Source organism: Sorangium sp. So ce281, assembly GCF_051527395.1.
Classification (GTDB): domain Bacteria; phylum Myxococcota_A; class Polyangia; order Polyangiales; family Polyangiaceae; genus Sorangium; species Sorangium cellulosum_B.
This window is the reverse complement of sequence record NZ_CP150322.1, coordinates 784,386-802,429: the sequence shown is the minus strand read 5'-3', so window position 1 is coordinate 802,429 and position 18,044 is coordinate 784,386. Positions and strand designations below refer to the sequence as shown.

General features: G+C 70.1%; 13 protein-coding genes. 8 read left to right on the top strand and 5 right to left on the bottom strand.

The window, feature by feature from the left end:
* Window positions 1-88 precede the first annotated feature (88 nt).
* The gene (locus WMF27_RS02940) at window positions 89-3,205 is read right to left on the bottom strand and encodes a GAF domain-containing protein (RefSeq protein WP_437761779.1); all 3,117 of its coding nucleotides are present in this window, start codon (window positions 3,203-3,205) and stop codon (window positions 89-91) included.
* A gap of 497 nt (window positions 3,206-3,702) precedes the next feature.
* Between WMF27_RS02940 and WMF27_RS02935 the strand changes: the two genes are divergently transcribed.
* The 5 genes from WMF27_RS02935 to WMF27_RS02915 are packed head-to-tail and all read left to right on the top strand — an operon-like array spanning window position 3,703 to window position 8,874.
* The gene (locus WMF27_RS02935; RefSeq protein ID WP_437761780.1) at window positions 3,703-3,852 is read left to right on the top strand and encodes a hypothetical protein; all 150 of its coding nucleotides are present in this window, start codon (window positions 3,703-3,705) and stop codon (window positions 3,850-3,852) included.
* The gene (locus WMF27_RS02930; protein ID WP_437761781.1) at window positions 3,815-5,878 is read left to right on the top strand and encodes a B12-binding domain-containing radical SAM protein; all 2,064 of its coding nucleotides are present in this window, start codon (window positions 3,815-3,817) and stop codon (window positions 5,876-5,878) included. The genes WMF27_RS02935 and WMF27_RS02930 overlap by 38 nt, the downstream gene beginning before the upstream one ends.
* Window positions 5,875-6,846 (top strand): multinuclear nonheme iron-dependent oxidase, encoded by a 972-nt coding sequence (locus WMF27_RS02925; protein ID WP_437761782.1) that lies wholly within the window; start codon window positions 5,875-5,877, stop codon window positions 6,844-6,846. The genes WMF27_RS02930 and WMF27_RS02925 overlap by 4 nt, the downstream gene beginning before the upstream one ends.
* The gene (locus WMF27_RS02920; RefSeq protein WP_437761783.1) at window positions 6,839-7,639 is read left to right on the top strand and encodes a hypothetical protein; all 801 of its coding nucleotides are present in this window, start codon (window positions 6,839-6,841) and stop codon (window positions 7,637-7,639) included. The genes WMF27_RS02925 and WMF27_RS02920 overlap by 8 nt, the downstream gene beginning before the upstream one ends.
* Window positions 7,636-8,874, top strand: a complete 1,239-nt coding sequence (locus tag WMF27_RS02915; protein ID WP_437761784.1) for a hypothetical protein — start codon at window positions 7,636-7,638, stop codon at window positions 8,872-8,874. The genes WMF27_RS02920 and WMF27_RS02915 overlap by 4 nt, the downstream gene beginning before the upstream one ends.
* Here WMF27_RS02915 and WMF27_RS02910 read toward each other — a convergent pair.
* Window positions 8,802-9,305 carry a hypothetical protein gene (locus WMF27_RS02910; protein ID WP_437944571.1) on the bottom strand — a complete coding sequence of 168 codons (504 nt, stop codon included), beginning with the start codon at window positions 9,303-9,305 and terminating at the stop codon, window positions 8,802-8,804. The two genes, WMF27_RS02915 and WMF27_RS02910, sit on opposite strands and share 73 nt — an antisense overlap.
* On the opposite strand from WMF27_RS02910, the gene WMF27_RS02905 reads away from it, so the two are divergent.
* The 3 genes from WMF27_RS02905 to WMF27_RS02895 are packed head-to-tail and all read left to right on the top strand — an operon-like array spanning window position 9,186 to window position 13,590.
* Window positions 9,186-11,033, top strand: a complete 1,848-nt coding sequence (locus WMF27_RS02905; RefSeq protein ID WP_437944515.1) for an aKG-HExxH-type peptide beta-hydroxylase — start codon at window positions 9,186-9,188, stop codon at window positions 11,031-11,033. The genes WMF27_RS02910 and WMF27_RS02905 overlap by 120 nt on opposite strands.
* On the top strand, window positions 11,033-12,187 hold the full coding sequence (locus tag WMF27_RS02900) for a TldD/PmbA family protein (RefSeq protein ID WP_437769905.1): 1,155 nt from the start codon (window positions 11,033-11,035) through the stop codon (window positions 12,185-12,187). The genes WMF27_RS02905 and WMF27_RS02900 overlap by 1 nt, the downstream gene beginning before the upstream one ends.
* Window positions 12,184-13,590, top strand: coding sequence for an MFS transporter (locus WMF27_RS02895; protein WP_437761786.1), 1,407 nt, complete (start codon window positions 12,184-12,186; stop codon window positions 13,588-13,590). The genes WMF27_RS02900 and WMF27_RS02895 overlap by 4 nt, the downstream gene beginning before the upstream one ends.
* 109 nt (window positions 13,591-13,699) lie before the next feature.
* Here WMF27_RS02895 and WMF27_RS02890 read toward each other — a convergent pair whose 3' ends face one another.
* The 3 genes from WMF27_RS02890 to WMF27_RS02880 form a co-directional block, all read right to left on the bottom strand.
* Window positions 13,700-13,912, bottom strand: a complete 213-nt coding sequence (locus tag WMF27_RS02890) for a WD40 repeat domain-containing protein (RefSeq protein WP_437944514.1) — start codon at window positions 13,910-13,912, stop codon at window positions 13,700-13,702.
* Between the two features lie 38 nt (window positions 13,913-13,950).
* Window positions 13,951-14,121: a hypothetical protein gene (locus WMF27_RS02885; protein ID WP_437761788.1), complete on the bottom strand. Its 171-nt coding sequence runs from the start codon at window positions 14,119-14,121 to the stop codon at window positions 13,951-13,953.
* Between the two features lie 435 nt (window positions 14,122-14,556).
* The gene (locus WMF27_RS02880; protein WP_437761789.1) at window positions 14,557-17,958 is read right to left on the bottom strand and encodes a GAF domain-containing protein; all 3,402 of its coding nucleotides are present in this window, start codon (window positions 17,956-17,958) and stop codon (window positions 14,557-14,559) included.
* Between the last annotated feature and the right edge of the window lie 86 nt (window positions 17,959-18,044).

Below are 18,044 nucleotides of genomic sequence, written 5' to 3'. Positions count from 1 at the left end.
CGCCCCCGTCTTGGCGGATGGCCAGCGCCCCCCGCGCGCTGCCGCGCACACCCCCACCCCGGCGCGTGCCCCCCGGATCCCCCGTCACTCACTCTTCCCGGGACCAAGGCATGAACCCGGTCGCCAGGCACTTCACCGCCGCCGCCAGCTCGATCGGCTCGATCGGCTTGGGCACGTGCATCTGGTAGCCGGCCGCGAGCGCCCGCACCCGGTCCTCGGTCCGCGCGTACGGCGTCAGCGCCAGCGCCGGCGTGCGCCCCACCTTGCGCGGCAGGAGATCCCGCACCCGCCGGATCAGCGAGTAGCCGTCCTCCCCCGGCATCCCGATGTCGACGACGAGCAGCGCCGGCTCCGACGTCTCCAGCAGCTTCAGCGCCTCGTTGCTCGACGTCGCCGTGCTGACCTCGGCCCCGCAGCGCCGCAGCACCGCCGAGAGCATCGCCAGCGTGTCGGGATCGTCGTCCGCGATGAGCACCCGCACGCCGGTGAGCCGCGGGAACGGGTTGCGCGGGTCCGGCGCGATGCCCGCGTTCGTGAGCGCCGTCGCGGTCGCGCCCGTCGAGAGCGGCAGCTGCACCGTGCACGTCGTCCCGCGCCCCGGGCCGGCGCTCGTCACGCGCACCATGCCGCCGTGCAGCCCGACGATGTGCCGCACGATCGACAGCCCCAGCCCGAGCCCCCCGTGCCGGCGCGCGCCGCTGTTGTCCTCCTGCCGGAAGCGCTCGAAGACGTGCGGGAGCGAGTCCGCCGAGATGCCCTCTCCGTCGTCGATCACCTTCACCTCGGCGAAGCGCTCGTCCTGCGAGAGCTGCACCTGCACGAGCCCCCCAGGGCGCGCGAACTTCACCGCGTTCGAGAGCAGGTGCCACACGACCTGCTGGAGCCGCGCAGGGTCGCCCTCGACGAACACCCCCTCCGGATCGAGCCTCGTCTCGATCGCCACGCCCTTGCCCGCGGCCGACGGGAGGATCGACTCGACCGCCGTCTGCACCGGCAACGTCAGCTCCACCGCGAGCCGCTCGATCTTCAGCGTCCCCGTCACGACCTGCGACGCGTCGAGCAGCTCGTCGATCAGCGTCACCTGGTGCTCGGCGTTGCGCTCGACCGCCGACAGCGCCCGCGTCTCCGCGACCCGGTCGAGCGAGCCCGCCTGCATCATCCTCGCCCAGCCGAGGATCGCGTTGAGCGGCGTCCGCAGCTCGTGCGACACCGTCCCGAGGAACTCGTCCTTCAGCCGGTTGGCGTCCTGCACCTCGCGGTACAGGCGCGCGTTGTCGAGCGCGAGCGCGGCCCGGTGCGCCACCTCCTCCGCGAAGGCGACGTCGGACCGCTCGAAGAACCGGCCCGACTCCGACGACACGAGCGAGATCGCGCCGAGGATCCGCCCGCGCGCCCGGAGCGCCACCACGAGGTACGAGAGCGGCGCGAGCGTCCGGTTGGCCGTGGCCTCCTCGCTCGTCATCGCCTCGTTCAGCAGCACGTCCCCGCGGACGTCCGCGTAGAGCTCCGACCGGCCCGTGCGCAGCACGCGCGCCACCGGGCCCGGCTCGCCGTCGACCCGGCTCGGGTGGAAGTACCGGAGCAGCGGCTCCTTCAGCGGGCTCACGTGCGCGGCCGCGACGTGGCGCAGGCCGAGGCCGTCGTCGATGTCGACCAGGCAGAAATCGGCGAGCACCGGCAGGACGAGCCGCGCGAGCGACTGGAGCGTGGCCGTGAAGTCCAGCGACGCGGCGAGCGCCGTGCTGAGCTCGGCCAGGAACGCGAACCGCCGCGCCGCCTCCTCGGCCTCGGCACGCGCCGCCTGCACCCGGATCAGCCGGGCGCGCTCCTCCTCGGCCCGCTTGCGATCGGTGATGTCGCGGTGGATGCCGACGAGGAACAGCGGGCGACCCTCCTGGTCGTGGACCGCGTACGCCGTGATCTCGATCGGCACCTCGGAGCCGTCGCGCCGCACGCACGGGACATCGCCGACGAAGGTGCGCGCGTCCTCGATCTGCTGGAGGATCCGGGCCGTGCTCTCCTCGCGGACATCCTCGCGGTGGAGGAGCGCCATGCTCTTGCCGACGATCTCCTCGGACAGGTAGCCGAAGATCGACTCGGCCTCGCCCATCCAGTACCGGATGTTGCCCTCGACGTCCGTGACGAGGATGGCCTCGGGCATCTGCTTCAGCACCTCGTGCGAGAGGTGCATGGCCTCCTCCGTCTGCAGCGCGGAGAGGCGCGCCCGCTCGAGCGCCTGCGCGCTCTGCTGGACCAGCGCGAGCATGAACGCCCGGTCGTCCTCGGTGAACGACTGCGGCGCAGAGAAGCCGAACCCCACGGCACCGAGCACGCGCCCCTCGAGGAAGAGCGGGATCGCGGCGTACGCGCGCTCGCCCGTCGCGACGCAGCACGACGCGAAGCCCGGCTCGAACTCGCCGAAGCGCCCCTCCGACTCGAGGAAGATCGGCTGCCGCTCCCGGACCGCGCGCGCGAGCGGCAGCTCCGCGCCGAGGTCGAAGCTCTTGAAGCGCGCGATCTGCGCCTCGAGGTAGCCCGTCGAGCGCACCGTCTCGAGCTCGCCGCCGAGCCCGGCGCGCAGCGCCACCACGCCGGTCATCGCCCCGGCGGCCGCGACGACGTCGCTCGCGAGCACGCGGAGCACCGCGGGCGGCGTGATCGCGTCGGACAGCGCGGCCGTCACCGCGAAGAGCCACGCGGCCCGGTCCGCGCTCCGCTCCGCGGCGTGGCGCGCCTCCTCCGCCTTCCGGTAGAGGTAGGCGTTGTCGAGCGCCAGCGCCACGCGGTGCGCGAGCTCGGCCGCGAGCACGAGATCGTCCGCGGAGTAGATGCGGTTCGACTCCGAGACGCCGAACGACAGCACGCCGAGCTTGCGGCCGCGCGCGATGAGCGGCACCGCCATCGCCGACCGCGTGCCGAGCTGCTCCAGCGCGGCGGCGCGCTCGGCGGCCTCGTCGCTCTTGTCGCGATCGAGCTCGTGCAAGAGCTCGGACTCGCCGCTGTGCAGCACCTTGGCGATGCCGAGGCGCTCCTCGGCGTCGGGCGAGATCGCGCGCAGGAGCCCCTCGCGCTCGGGGTTCACGTGCCTCGCGGCGACGCGGCAGAACCGCCGCCGCGTCGCGCCCGCGTGGCCCGCGCGATCGGACCCCGCCGGGTCGGAGTCCGCGGCGGCGCGCTGGCGCCGGGCCGCGTAGATGCCCGCCACGGGCGCCGGGTCGAACCCGTCCGGGCCGGGGAGCCAGAGGTCGGCCTGTCCAGATTCACGCGGTTTCCGAGGAGCATCGACCCGAGCACGGTGCCACCCTCGCCAGGCGACGGCGGAGCTCCTCCGACGTGGCCGGTTGCGCGGCCACGGTCGGCAGGTGCGGGAACCAGCAGGGTCGACGTTCCGGACGTAACGTTCCTATGATGCCTTCTCCCATGACACGCATCGACCATGCCGGCACCAGGGAGCATCGAGGCATGGCGTAATACTCTAGGAGCGCGACCCACGCGATACCCAACGAACTCATTGAAATTCAATGGATTTGAGAGGGCGCTCCGGGATGACGCCATCGCGCGATGACGGTCAGAATTGTGCTGGAATCCATGATTGGATTGACAACTGTGAACGCGCATGCTGCCCTTGCTTACCTCTTGGGGTGCCCGGCCCCAAGCGGCGCAGCAATTACACGGGGTCATCCAAGCCAAGGAACATAGCAAATGAACAGCCAAGATCAGGTGAAGGAGCTCGAGCAACTTGAGGTCATCGAGTCGAACGAGCTGAAGATCGGAAACGCGTTCCACATGTTCCGGTTCGGCGTGACTTCGGACGATGTGGCGCAGCAGGAGACGGAAAAGTCCGAAGAGTAGTCACCTCGATGACCCGGTGCCCCGAGAGAGGCACCGGGTCATCGCCTTCCGAGAGCCGACAATGGACCACGAGATCGAAGGGCGCTCGGACGACGCTGGGCCCCCCGGAGGGGACGCGCTGCTGCTATTCCCGCCGTCGACCGAGGCGCGGCTATTCCCTTACCTCAGCCTCCCGATGCTGACAGCCTACCTGCGCCGCGCGGGGCTGGCCGTGAGGCAGCGCGATCTCAATATCGAGCTCGCCTTCGCGCTCTTCAGAGAGCCGGTGCTCGGCCGGTACCTCGAGCACAAGCTGGATGAGACACCGTCTTGCGCGCCCCTGCGCGACGCGTACCGCATCGAGATGGCGCACTACCTGCGCGGCGTGTGTAACACCTTGCGCGCACGCGTCTTCGACAAGGCAGCTTCGATTCAGGAGGGCGGCTCGGCGGTCCGACTGATGAGCCATGGCATCGAGCTGCTGCTCGAGGGCTCCGCCCTCAAGCGCGCGTTCAGGTCGCTGCCCGCGATGGGTTTGGCGCTCGAGGCCTTCGGCGAGCCGGCGGTGGAAGATCTCGGCGCCTGCGCTCTGCGGGAGCTGCTCGCGGGCGCGCTCGGTGAGCGCCCCCCGGCCATCGTCGGGGTCTCGGTGGCGTTCTTCAGCCAGATATGGCCATCGCTCCTGATGGCCCGGTGGATTAAGGCGCGCTTCCCGGACACGCTCGTCGTCTTCGGTGGGCAGCAGATCCTGCTACGCCATGAGGCCATGGCGCGCGTCCCCGCTATCGCAAGGTACGTCGACTGCCTCGCGACAGGGGCCGGAGAGAATACCCTGGTGTCGCTCGCCCAGGCCGTGGCCGGAGAGTGCCCGTGGTCGGAGGTGCCGTCCGTGACGTGGCTCGACGACCGGGCGCCGCCGCGGATGGATCCGGCCCCGGCCATCGATACCCTCCCTCCTCCGGATTTCAGCGACCTCCCTTGGCGGCGCTACCTGATGGATTCGATCCAGATGCCGCTCATCACCTGCGTCGGATGCTTCTGGGCCCGCTGCGCATTCTGCTCCTACGGCAACCGCTCGCGGAAGCTGGGATATCAACAGAAGGCACCGGAGCAGATCGCCGCCGAGTGCGAGCACATCGTCGAGACATACGGCGTGCGACGTATCAACCTCGTGGACGAGATGACGAACCTCCCGGTCGCCATCAAGGCGATGCGGCGGCTCGCGCGCCGCGGCATTCACATTGAGTTCAGCGTCCGCTGCCGGTTCGAGAAGCAGCTTTTGGATATCGGGTTCTGTCATGAGCTACGCGCGCTGGGCTGCGTCCAGATGGCCGTCGGCTACGAGACCACTTCGCAGCGGCTGCTGGACAAGCTGGAGAAGGGCGTCCACGCCGCCGACTACCAGCAAATCATCGACAACCTCCATGCCGTGGGTATCGAGCTCCGCCTCTCGGTCATGGGAGGCATCCTCGACGAGACCCCCGAGGAGCTGGCCGCGTCCGAGGCCTTCCTGACGAAGAACGCGGACAAGATTGGCATCGACGTGATGCAGATGCTCATCGTCGAGCCGGGCACGCGTCTTTCCGAGGATCCCGCACGCTACGGCCTCGCCCTCGAGGAGGGAGCAGCGCTGCAGGGCAACGCGCTGCTCAGCTATGGCCAGGGGCGGGTCGGCTACCGGCTCCGTGTCATGGAGGGCGACCCCTCCTTCGAGGAGCGCCAGGAGCGGTTCCTGAGCATCCACCACAACGTGCACCCGAGGAAGAACGACGACCTCCCGCCGGAGCGCCGGCACCCTCGCCGGAGCGCGCCGGTCTTTGCGCTCAGGCTGTTCCCCTGGGCGCGGCCTCTGCGCGCGCGGCTGGACGGCGGTCCGCCCGGGACCTTCCTGGTGAACCTGTTGTGGCAGACCTTCCACCGGCTCCCTCCAGCGCTCCACACGGAGGGTGACACGCTTGTCGCCACCGACGGGGACGGCGCTGCGCTGCTGGGCCGCCTGCGGGCGACCGGCGCGGGCGAGCCTATCCCCGAGCAGAGGACCGCATGACGACGAACGAGATTCGATTCCGCACGACCGAGCGGCTGGGGCTGGGTGTCGGCATGGACCTGCCGTGGGGCGAGCCCATCGGCTTCGAGCGCGACCCGGTGCGCGGCGAGACCGTCACGCTGAAGGTGCACCGCTTCCTCGACCGCTATCAGCGATGCTTCAATTACATGATCTTTGCGTTCCAGCCGGGGAACCGGAACCGACTCCGCGCGGAGGACTACTTCCCGGCCTATGACGCCCTGTTCGCCGCCGCGCCGGACATCGCACATCGCGCCCTTCATCACACGCTGCTCAACATGGCGACGCTGGAGCCGTACGACCGTCGGCCCGTCATCGAATTCACCAATACCCTCGTCGAGCGCTACGGCTTCTTGTGGATCGTCGAGGACCTCGGGCTGTGGTCCATAGCCAACAAGGCGCTGCCGTACCCGCTGCCGCCCTTCCTGACCGAGGAGGGGCTCGCCGCCTGCATCCAGAACGTGCGCGCCTGGCAGTCGGCCCTAGCGGCCCCGCTCTCGGTGGAGTTCCCCGGATTCACCGAGGGAGCCACGATCTCGGTGGGGGACATCGACGCCTTCGACTTCTTCCGCACCGTCGCCCACGAGACCGGCTCGCCCGTAACCCTCGATATTGGGCACATCCTCAGCTATCAGTGGCTCAAGGGCCGCGTAGGCGAGCGCCGCTTCGACGGGCTGGACCGGCTGCCGCTCGGGTCCTGCCACGAGTTCCACCTATCCGGGTGCCAGATCGTGGGTGACAAGTTCCGGGATCTTCACCACGGCGTCCTGCTCGATGAGCAGCTCGAGCTACTCGAGTACCTGCTGCCCCGCTGCCCGCAGGCGCGGGCGGTCACCTTCGAAGATCCAAAGTACCGCGAGGACGGGGAGCTGCTCCCGAAGTCAGTCCGCAACTTCGAGCGGCTTAAGGCCATCGTGGCCGCCTGGTCCGAGGAGCCTGCCCATGCCTGAACCGCTCCAGAGCGCGCTCTATCGGCTGCTGCACCACCGGAGCTTCCGCGACGATTTCCTCGCCGGTCGGTTCGACGCGCTCGGCCTGGAACCGCGCGAGCTGTGTTTGCTGCGCCCCATCGACAGGGCCGAGCTCGTGACCCTGAGCGAGTCCATCTGCCGCAATGTACTCCGGGGCGAGCTGAAGTTTGAGGGCGGGATGCGCGGAACGTTTCCGGACCTGTTCTCGCTCCTGGAGCGGAAGGGGTGCGCGCCCCTCGAGGTCATCTACCGCTTCGTCGAGTCGCCAGAGTACGAAGACGTGCGGCAGGTGCCCTACGCGGGCGCCGGCATCTCCATCGAGGAGGCGTTTTTCGAGTTCCTGCGCCGCGAGGGGACGCTCCTGACGCTCGCGCCGTACGCGCCGCTGCTGCTCACCCACGAATTCCTGACGGGCATGCTGGCCATCCTGGTGATCAACCGGGACCCCAGCTTCGAGCTCCGCACCCCGCTCATTCGATCGAACGGCGCAGCGCGCTACGCCGTCCAGCGCTATCCGCTCGATTACGCCCGGAGCCTGACCGAGCGCCCGCTCTCGGCGGACGAATCGGGCCAGGTCATTTTCCTCTACGCCGCCGCGCCCGGTCGATTGTTGCGCGGGCCCTCGACTGCCGCGGCCGTGGCCCTCGTCGAACGCGGCCGCGAACGGCTCGACGAGACCGCACGCACGCTGGCCGAGCGGGGCGTCTCGACGACGGTAGCCTCGCTCTCCGCCCTGGCCGACGGCCTGGCGCGCCTGGGGGTCATCGCGTGAGGCGCCGCGAGGTCATCTCCTTCGAGGAGCACGGCGAGGTGCTCGCGCACTGGCACCGCTCAGGCTGGCGCGAAGAAACGGTGGTCGTGCTCGATCGCCACCTCGACCTCAAGCGCATCCGCCCACGCCAGCTCTCGCGCGTACGGGAGGCGGCGCGGGGTGGCTCGCTAGACGCGCTGAACCGGGATCTGCCCTTCCGCGACGATGAGCGCTTCCCGTATGGGCTGGACAACTTCCTGTACGCGGCGGCGGACGTCGGGCTCATCCGCCGGGTCATATGGGTGCTGCCCGAGGAGCGGCCTCTCGACGCGCGTCAGCTTGGCGCGGCGCTGTGGAATGCGCTGTCGCTGCTGCCAGGTCATGGCCACCAGGTGGCCGCCACGTTCAGGGCCGGCGCGGCCTCGGCGCGGGCGACCGTCGGTCCGCTCGTCATCGAAGCCACGACGCTGCGCCGGCTAGGCGGGCTGGACCTCGTCGGGGCGCGACTGGACGTGGATCTCGACTACTTCTACAATGGCGGCGAGCGGCCCGTACACAGCGTGGCGAACGTGGTGACCGCGGTCTCCGCGCTCGGGTTGCTCGATGAGCCGCCGACGATGACGTACTCTATCTACAGCGGCTTCATGCCCGATTCCTTCCGTCCGCTCGGTGAGGCGCTATCGCGAGCCATGGGCTTTGCGTTCGTCCCGTCGTCCCCGCGGGGTCGGCACGCTGAGCGATCGATGGAGGTCATCGCGGGCGGGTCGCCGCTCTCCGATGACGCGCTGGACGCGCTGACCAGCGAGGAGCTCCTCCCGCTCGGCGGGCCAGGGATGGCGCTGCGGGCGCTCCTGTGCGCGCGCGCCGGCCGCCTCGCCGACGCGGAGGAGAGCCACGCGCAGGCGCAGGCCCTCGGTGATCGCGCGACGTGGCCCGCTTACGAGCTGGGGCTCAAGTTCCTGGCGCGCCACCAGCACGGCGCGGCCGCGGCATGGCTGGCGCGCGCCGAAGGAGAGCTCGTCGACACGATCCAGGCGCACGGCCTGGCCCTCCGGGCGCTGGCCGAGTGCAAGCGCCAGAATTTCGAGGAGTGCCTGGCGTTGACAGCGCGGTGCTTGGAGGAGCTTCCGCTGCGGCGGGAGCCCTATCAGCTGGCGGAGATCGCGGCGTCACGCCTGGGCCGTCAGCGCGAAGCAGCACACGCCAGGAACGGGTTGGCCCGGTTGACGACAACGTACGAGGAGGCCTTCCTGTGAGCTTCTCTCTCCCGGGAATCGGTCGCGAGGAGTTCTTTCGGGACTACTGGCGAAAGCGCCCCCTCTTCATCAAAGGTGGCGCGCTCCATCTGCTGGAGCGACCCGTCGAGGAGGCCGAGCTGGACGAGGCGTTCACGCTCCTGGAGACGGTCGCGCCGGGAGAGCTGAAGCGCTCGGGCGACGACGTCATCTTCGGGCAGCACATCGACCGGGTGGTCCCGCGGCTGCGGGCCATCGCCAGACAGCTCCACGCCGAGTTCGGCTGCACTAGCGTCGGGTTCGATGGCATCAAGGCGAACGACGGCCACAGCATCGGAAGCCACTTCGACACGAGCGACAATTTCGTCCTCCAGCAGTGGGGGATGAAAATCTGGCGGCTCCACGCGCCCGACTTCATCCAGCAGGAGATCGTTCGCCAGCGGATGCTCCACGCGCCCGATGTGGGCTCAGTCTTCATGCCCGAGGACGCTCTCGAGTACACGCTGGAGCCAGGGGACCTGCTCTACATCCCCATCCTCTGGGCGCACTGGGGCGTATCACGCGGCCCCTCCACGAGCGTATCGCTGCGGTTCAACAGCGAATCAGGGGCGCAGCTCATGCCCCTGTTGACCGAGGTGCTCTCTCTGGACCAGCGCTTCTGGTCACCCATGCCCACCGCCGAGCTCACCGACTTCTCGGATCCCTCACCCGCAATGCCCGCTCGCGTCAAGGCCTGGTTCGCCGGCATAGGGGAAGCGCTCCGGGATCCCGTCGTGCTAGAAGAGGTCGAGCGCCGCTTTTGGCGTGCGCGGGCCCGGCGCATCCGGGTTCTCGCGGGCGTGGAGGCGGAGGCGGCCCCTGCGCCGGCCCCCGCCAAGGACGAGCTGCACCTTGACATGGACCGGGTGCGGTCCCTACTGCAGCCGCCGCTGCCGCGGCCGGACCTGGGCAGACTGGTGCTCCCTGAGACCGAGACGCGCGAGAATCAGAAGCTGCGCGAGTGCGTCTACCGGCCGTATCTCAAGCGGCTCCTGCTCACGTGCGCGAAGGCATACCCACTCCTCCGGGATCCGGCACACAAGCGCTCGCTGGCGACGCTCGTCAGCGCATTCGTGGGGCTGAAGCCGGGGGACATCCGCGAGACGGTGCTCGGGCCGGAGCTGACATCGTGGATCTGGCGCATGGCCGAAGCCATCGAGTTTGCTTACCCGCCGCGGGTGGAGCTCATCGTGCGGCACCTGGGGAGCTTTCTGCTGCCCGTCCTGCTGGCGAACGGGGCGTTGCCCGAGAGCGAGCCGATCTTGCTGGCACCGTCCGGGCGCGGCGAGCTGCACCTCTTCTTCCCGGTGCTGCGCGCGCTGGAGGTGCCGCTCGCATTGCCCGAGGTGCTCCCGGTCGTCCGCGAGGGCGGTGCGCTCCGGGTCGGCGGCGCATCGCCCTTCGAGGTGTCGGTGGCCGCGCTGCTGGGCCAGGAGCGCCCGGCACGCGGTGACGTGACGCTGTCGCCGCTACCGACCGCGCCGGGCGGGCGCGTGTTGCTGATGCGGACCAGCGGTTGGTATACCGAATTCTTCCCTAAGCGCGAAGATCAAGGCCGCGTGAGCCCGCTCCACCTCGATATCACCGACGCGGACCTCGATGAATTCCGCGCGTCAATGACGCGCGGGCTGGGGCTCGTCCGCGAGCTCTGGCCGGCAGCCCACGCGGAGCTTGAGGAGGGTATCCGCCTCGTGCTGCCGGTCAGCTCGCGCGGGCTGGATCCGAACAACGGGAGCGTCGCGGGCTTTCGCGGGCTCATCGCTTCGAGCGCGCGGCCGGACTACATGATAGCGCAGACGCTGGTGCACGAGACCGCGCACAACAAGCTGAGCTCGATTCTCGACGTCTTCCGCCTGGCGACGAACCCGGATGACGAGCTCCACCCATCGCCCTTTGTCCCGATGCCCCGGCCGATGTCGGCGCTCTTTCATGGCGTCTTCTCGTTCATCCAGGATCTGCACATGACCCGCCGCATGCTGAACGGAGGCGTCCCGAGCCCACCGGAGGCACCGATGGAGAAGTACCTCCAGAAAATCGAGGGGCGGGTGAAGGTGGCCATCGGAACCATCCTGCGGCACGCGCGGCTGACCTCCGAGGGCGACGCGATCGTCGCCGGCATGGAGCGGGCGCTGGCGGTGTGATGGACGTCCGCTCCTACCATCGCGTCCAGATCGAACAGGATGGGGTCTCCGCCCGTCTGGGCACCGCGCGGCCGGATCCGCTCCTGCTGCCCCACGACGCGCTGGAGCTCTCGGCCCAGCAGTGGCGCCACGCGCTTGACGAGGCGCTCGCACCCTGGGCGCGGCACCTGGAGTCCCGGGAACTGATTCTCGATTCCCGCGTCGTTCGCAAGCGTGTCGCGGAGCGGGAACTGGTCACAACACTCACTGCCATGCTGGTGAAGTGCGTCGTCGAGGGACCGCGCTCGCGCGTGCCGGTCGTCTGGCAGGCGGCAGCGCCAGACGCCGGGCTGGATCCGCTCGAGGAGAAGCTCCGCGCCGCGCTCGCCTCTGGGCAGATTGTCGAGGAGATCCGCGCGGCGGTGGACGGCATGCCGCTCGCTGCTGTGGAGCGGTGCCCGGTGGTGCTGGATCCGTGGATCGCCTCGACCCTCATCCACGAATGCATCGGCCACAGCTCCGAAGCGGACAACTACCTCGAATCGATGGTCCCGGCCGGCTTCCGGCTGGGCTACCGCTGGACCGAGCTCCCACTGCGCGTCGTGGACGATCCCGGGCTCGCCGGACACCTGGGCAGCTATCAATTCGACGACGAGGGATCCCCGGCGAGACGGACCGAGCTAATCCGCGACGGCATCTGGAACGATCTGCTGTACAGCCGGGAGACCGCCGAGCGGCTGGGCGTCGAGCGATCGGGCAATGGGCGGCGCACCCCCGGCGCGCCGCGCGCGCTCCCGCGGATGTCGGTGATGTATGTGGAGCCGGGCACGGCGTCGCGCGAGGCACTCGTGGCGAGCGTAGAGCGAGGCGTGTACTGCGTGGGCGCAATCGGCGGCTGGTCGACCGGGCGCGACTTCATCGTCCGGCCGGTCTACGGTCTGAGGATCCGTAACGGGATCCTGACCGGTGAGCGGGTGCGCTGCTTTGACATCGTGGACGACAAGGCAGCGGCGATGGCGCAGCTGAGCGGCCTTGCGGACGACCTGACCTTCATCGATCATGCGTTTGGCGGCTGCGACAAAGGCGGGCAGGACGAACTGTCGATGAGCCAAGGCGCGCCGCACCTGGCGCTGCGGGAGGCAGTCCTGAGACCTATCATGAAGGTGAAATCGTGACCGAGCCCTCGCACACCAAGCGGCCCCGCCTCACCATCATGACCATCTCGCTCGGCGTGTTCGCCAGCGTGATGAGCACGACGATGCTGTCGATCGCGTTCGTAGACGTGGCGCGGAGCCTCCGGGTCACGTACGCGACGCTGCAGTGGCGCAACGGGGTGTTCTTCTCGTTCTTCGCGGTGGGCCTCCCGTTCTTCGGGAAGCTGGCGGACCGCGTCGGGCTTCGGCGACAGTTCTTCTTCGGCATTGCCCTCTTCGTCGCCGCGTCGCTGTTGAGCGGGCTGACGCGCTCATGGCCGCTGTTCCTCGTCTTTCAGGCGCTTCAGGGGCTGGCCGACGCGATGATCGTCCCGGCGCTGATGGGACTCATTCGCGTCCTCTTCCCGCCGGAGCGCACCGGCTGGGCCTTCGGCTGGTTCGGCGGCGTGCTCGCGGTGGCGTCGTTCATCGCGCCGCTTCTGGGCGGCTTCGTGGTGCAGTACGCGGCGTGGCCGGTGATCTTCTACTCTCTCTCCGGCATCGGGCTCGTGTGCCTGATAAGCTCGGCGCTGGTGTTGCCACGCGTGGCCCCGCCGCCGGAGCGACCCGCGGGCCGGCTGCCCGTCTGGGCCGCGCTTACCCTGCTGGCGGGCATCTTCTGTGCGCAGGGCGTGGGCACGATGTCGGGTCTGGCTCGCCTCGTGCTGATGGTGGCGCTGGCGCTCACGGTTGCCATCTTCATGTACCTCGAGCGCACCGCCGACGCGGCCTCGACACTGCTGCCCCGTGGCGCGCTGGGCAACGCCGTCTTCCTTATCGGCTGCATGCGGGTATTCCTGCTTTACCTGGCGAGCGGCGGAGTTGGCCTGTTCGCGCCGAGCTACCTGCGCCAGGTGCACGGACTGACCCCGGACGTGGTCGGCCGGCTCTTGCTGGTCGAGCCGCTGCTGGCGCTGCCGCTGTCGATGTGGGCGGGCCGCGCGGCGGACCACCGCCCCTACTTGGCGATTGCCGCGGGGCTTGGCCTGTCGGTCGGCGGCTGCCTCTCTTTCCTGGGGACGCTGCATCCGCCTATGCCCTGGTACGCGCTGGGTGCCTCCTACGTGCTGCTGGGCCTCGGCTCGACGCTGGCGATGCCCGCGCTGGACAAGATCGCGCTGCTGTCGGTGCCCGAGAAAGAGTCTGCGCATTATATGGGCACATTCCAAATGGTGCAGTTCGGCACGGGGGCTTTCGCGGGCGTCCTCTTCGGGCCGCTGGCTGAGCGCGGGGGTTCCGGCCTGCCCACCGCCGAGGGCTTCGCGTGCGTTGCGCTGCTAAGCGCGGCGCTGCTCGTGACCGGGCTCGGAACGGTGTTCCTGGAGCGGCACGTCGTATCGCGGAAGCAGGTATCCCCGATGGACCAGCCGGTGCAGGCGGAGTGAGCGGCTGGTCGTCCGTGCCTCGCTCGTTGGAGCCTCTCCCAGCGAAGAGGATCGGAGAGTTCCAGCAGCTCGCAGGATACTTCGCCCTGGTTTCTCGAAGAAGGGCAGGTCATATCGCGCTCGCCCATCGATAGATTCGCACCATCCCGTCCGTGCACGCCGCGGCCACATGCCGCCCGTCCGGGCTCATGGCCACGCACTCGACGGCGTCCGCACACTCTCCGAGCACGCGCAACGCCTTCCCCGAGGCTCCCTCCCAGGCTCGCACCGTGCCATCAGACGAGCCTGAAACCACGATCTCACCGCGGGGGTCGAAGACCATGGAAGCAATACGCATTGTATGAGCTGTGAGCGTCTTCTTCAGCTCCCAACCCGCCGTGTCCCAGAGCCGGATCGCTCCGTCATATCGAAGCCGAGATGGTATCCGCGGTAAACAACCCCGAAGCCGCCCTCACCGACGACTTCGTCAACGCGGTACTTGCCCTCGATGGTCGTGCCCACCCAGCCGAAGAGATCCGCCAGCTCCTGCATCGTGCAGCACGAGCACAGCATAGGGGGCGAAGCACCCGCGGATCGATCTTTGTGCTTTACGGGGGCAGCGCAGAGCGCCGCAGTGAACCGCGGCCGGCGTCTACAGATCAGCCCGCTGCCGCCGGATCCCCCCTTTCTTCTCTTCAACGGGCGTCCAGGCGGTGAGCGCCGGGGTGGGGGTGTGCGCGGCAGCGCGCGGGGGGCGCGCTGGAGCACCGAACGAGGTGCCATAAGGTCCAAGCCGGCTCCACGTCCCAGGCGCGCCTTGTGTGGCGCGCGACGAAACGTCTCAGAAGGCAAGGCCCGAAGTGAGACATGCCGGGCGGTGTTTCATGCGCAAGCTCCCCCGCCCCCGTCTTGGCGGATGGCCAGCGCCCCCCGCGCGCTGCCGCGCACACCCCCACCCCGGCGCGTGCCCCCCGGATCCCCCGTCACTCACTCTTCCCGGGACCAAGGCATGAACCCGGTCGCCAGGCACTTCACCGCCGCCGCCAGCTCGATCGGCTCGATCGGCTTGGGCACGTGCATCTGGTAGCCGGCCGCGAGCGCCCGCACCCGGTCCTCGGTCCGCGCGTACGGCGTCAGCGCCAGCGCCGGCGTGCGCCCCACCTTGCGCGGCAGGAGATCCCGCACCCGCCGGATCAGCGAGTAGCCGTCCTCCCCCGGCATCCCGATGTCGACGACGAGCAGCGCCGGCTCCGACGTCTCCAGCAGCTTCAGCGCCTCGTTGCTCGACGTCGCCGTGCTGACCTCGGCCCCGCAGCGCCGCAGCACCGCCGAGAGCATCGCCAGCGTGTCGGGATCGTCGTCCGCGATGAGCACCCGCACGCCGGTGAGCCGCGGGAACGGGTTGCGCGGGTCCGGCGCGATGCCCGCGTTCGTGAGCGCCGTCGCGGTCGCGCCCGTCGAGAGCGGCAGCTGCACCGTGCACGTCGTCCCGCGCCCCGGGCCGGCGCTCGTCACGCGCACCATGCCGCCGTGCAGCCCGACGATGTGCCGCACGATTGACAGCCCCAGCCCGAGCCCCCCGTGCCGGCGCGCGCCGCTGTTGTCCTCCTGCCGGAAGCGCTCGAAGACGTGCGGGAGCGAGTCCGCCGAGATGCCCTCTCCGTCGTCGATCACCTTCACCTCGGCGAAGCGCTCGTCCTGCGAGAGCTGCACCTGCACGAGCCCCCCAGGGCGCGCGAACTTCACCGCGTTCGAGAGCAGGTGCCACACGACCTGCTGGAGCCGCGCAGGGTCGCCCTCGACGAACACCCCCTCCGGATCGAGCCTCGTCTCGATCGCCACGCCCTTGCCCGCGGCCGACGGGAGGATCGACTCGACCGCCGTCTGCACCGGCAACGTCAGCTCCACCGCGAGCCGCTCGATCTTCAGCGTGCCCGTCACGACCTGCGACGCGTCGAGCAGCTCGTCGATCAGCGTCACCTGGTGCTCGGCGTTGCGCTCGACCGCCGACAGCGCCCGCGTCTCCGCGACCCGGTCGAGCGAGCCCGCCTGCATCATCCTCGCCCAGCCGAGGATCGCGTTGAGCGGCGTCCGCAGCTCGTGCGACACCGTCCCGAGGAACTCGTCCTTCAGCCGGTTGGCGTCCTGCACCTCGCGGTACAGGCGCGCGTTGTCGAGCGCGAGCGCGGCCCGGTGCGCCACCTCCTCCGCGAAAGCGACGTCGGACCGCTCGAAGAACCGGCCCGACTCCGACGACACGAGCGAGATCGCGCCGAGGATCCGCCCGCGCGCCCGGAGCGCCACCACGAGGTACGAGAGCGGCGCGAGCGTCCGGTTGGCCGTGGCCTCCTCGCTCGTCATCGCCTCGTTCAGCAGCACGTCCCCGCGGACGTCCGCGTAGAGCTCCGACCGGCCCGTGCGCAGCACGCGCGCCACCGGGCCCGGCTCGCCGTCGACCCGGCTCGGGTGGAAGTACCGGAGCAGCGGCTCCTTCAGCGGGCTCACGTGCGCGGCCGCGACGTGGCGCAGGCCGAGCCCGTCGTCGATGTCGACCAGGCAGAAATCGGCGAGCACCGGCAGGACGAGCCGCGCGAGCGACTGGAGCGTGGCCGTGAAGTCCAGCGACGCGGCGAGCGCCGTGCTGAGCTCGGCCAGGAACGCGAACCGCCGCGCCGCCTCCTCGGCCTCGGCCCGCGCCGCCTGCACCCGGATCAGCCGGGCGCGCTCCTCCTCGGCCCGCTTGCGATCGGTGATGTCGCGGTGGATGCCGACGAGGAACAGCGGGCGACCCTCCTGGTCGTGGACCGCGTACGCGGTGATCTCGATCGGCACCTCGGAGCCGTCGCGCCGCACGCACGGGACCTCGCCGACGAAGGTGCGCGCGTCCTCGATCTGCTGGAGGATCCGCGCCGTGCTCTCCTCGCGGACGTCCTCGCGGTGGAGGAGCGCCATGCTCTTGCCGACGATCTCCTCGGACAGGTAGCCGAAGATCGACTCGGCCTCGCCCATCCAGTACCGGATGTTGCCCTCGACGTCCGTGACGAGGATGGCCTCGGGCATCTGCTTCAGCACCTCGTGCGAGAGGTGCATGGCCTCCTCCGTCTGCAGCGCGGAGAGGCGCGCCCGCTCGAGCGCCTGCGCGCTCTGCTGGACCAGCGCGAGCATGAACGCCCGGTCGTCCTCGGTGAACGACTGCGGCGCAGAGAAGCCGAACCCCACGGCGCCGAGCACGCGCCCCTCGAGGAAGAGCGGGATCGCGGCGTACGCGCGCTCGCCCGTCGCGACGCAGCACGACGCGAAGCCCGGCTCGAACTCGCCGAAGCGCCCCTCCGACTCGAGGAAGATCGGCTGCCGCTCCCGGACCGCGCGCGCGAGCGGCAGCTCCGCGCCGAGGTCGAAGCTCTTGAAGCGCGCGATCTGCGCCTCGAGGTAGCCCGTCGAGCGCACCGTCTCGAGCTCGCCGCCGAGCCCGGCGCGCAGCGCCACCACGCCGGTCATCGCCCCGGCGGCCGCGACGACGTCGCTCGCGAGCACGCGGAGCACCGCGGGCGGCGTGATCGCGTCGGACAGCGCGGCCGTCACCGCGAAGAGCCACGCGGCCCGGTCCGCGCTCCGCTCCGCGGCGTGGCGCGCCTCCTCCGCCTTCCGGTAGAGGTAGGCGTTGTCGAGCGCCAGCGCCACGCGGTGCGCGAGCTCGGCCGCGAGCACGAGATCGTCCGCGGAGTAGATGCGGTTCGACTCCGAGACGCCGAACGACAGCACGCCGAGCTTGCGGCCGCGCGCGATGAGCGGCACCGCCATCGCCGACCGCGTGCCGAGCTGCTCCAGCGCGGCGGCGCGCTCGGCGGCCTCGTCGCTCTTGTCGCGATCGAGCTCGTGCAAGAGCTCGGACTCGCCGCTGTGCAGCACCTTGGCGATGCCGAGGCGCTCCTCGGCGTCGGGCGAGATCGCGCGCAGGAGCCCCTCGCGCTCGGGGTTCACGTGCCTCGCGGCGACGCGGCAGAACCGCCGCCGCGTCGCGCCCGCGTGGCCCGCGCGATCGGACCCCGCCGGGTCGGAGTCCGCGGCGGCGCGCTGGCGCCGGGCCGCGTAGATGCCCGCCACGGGCGCCGGGTCGAACCCCTCCGCCCCGGCCACGAACGCGGGATCGCCGTCCAACGGCGGCGGCGGCGGCACGGAGCCGACCAGGCCCATGGTGTCCGCGGCGCCACGCTCGATGAGATCGACCGTGCACCAGTCCGCCAGGTAGGGCACCGACAGACGCGCGAGCCGATCGAGGATCGTATGAGGATCAAGCGATCCGGTGAGCTGCTCGCTCGCGTCCGCCAGGAACATCAGCTCATTATGGATCGCCCCTCCGCGGGGGGGCTTCAGGACCTGCCATGCCATGGCGGTCTCGCTAGGGTTGCCTTCACGCTCCATGGGGTCGCCGGCGGCCCGCATCGTAGCGAGGGCCGATCGCAGAAGCCAGCGGC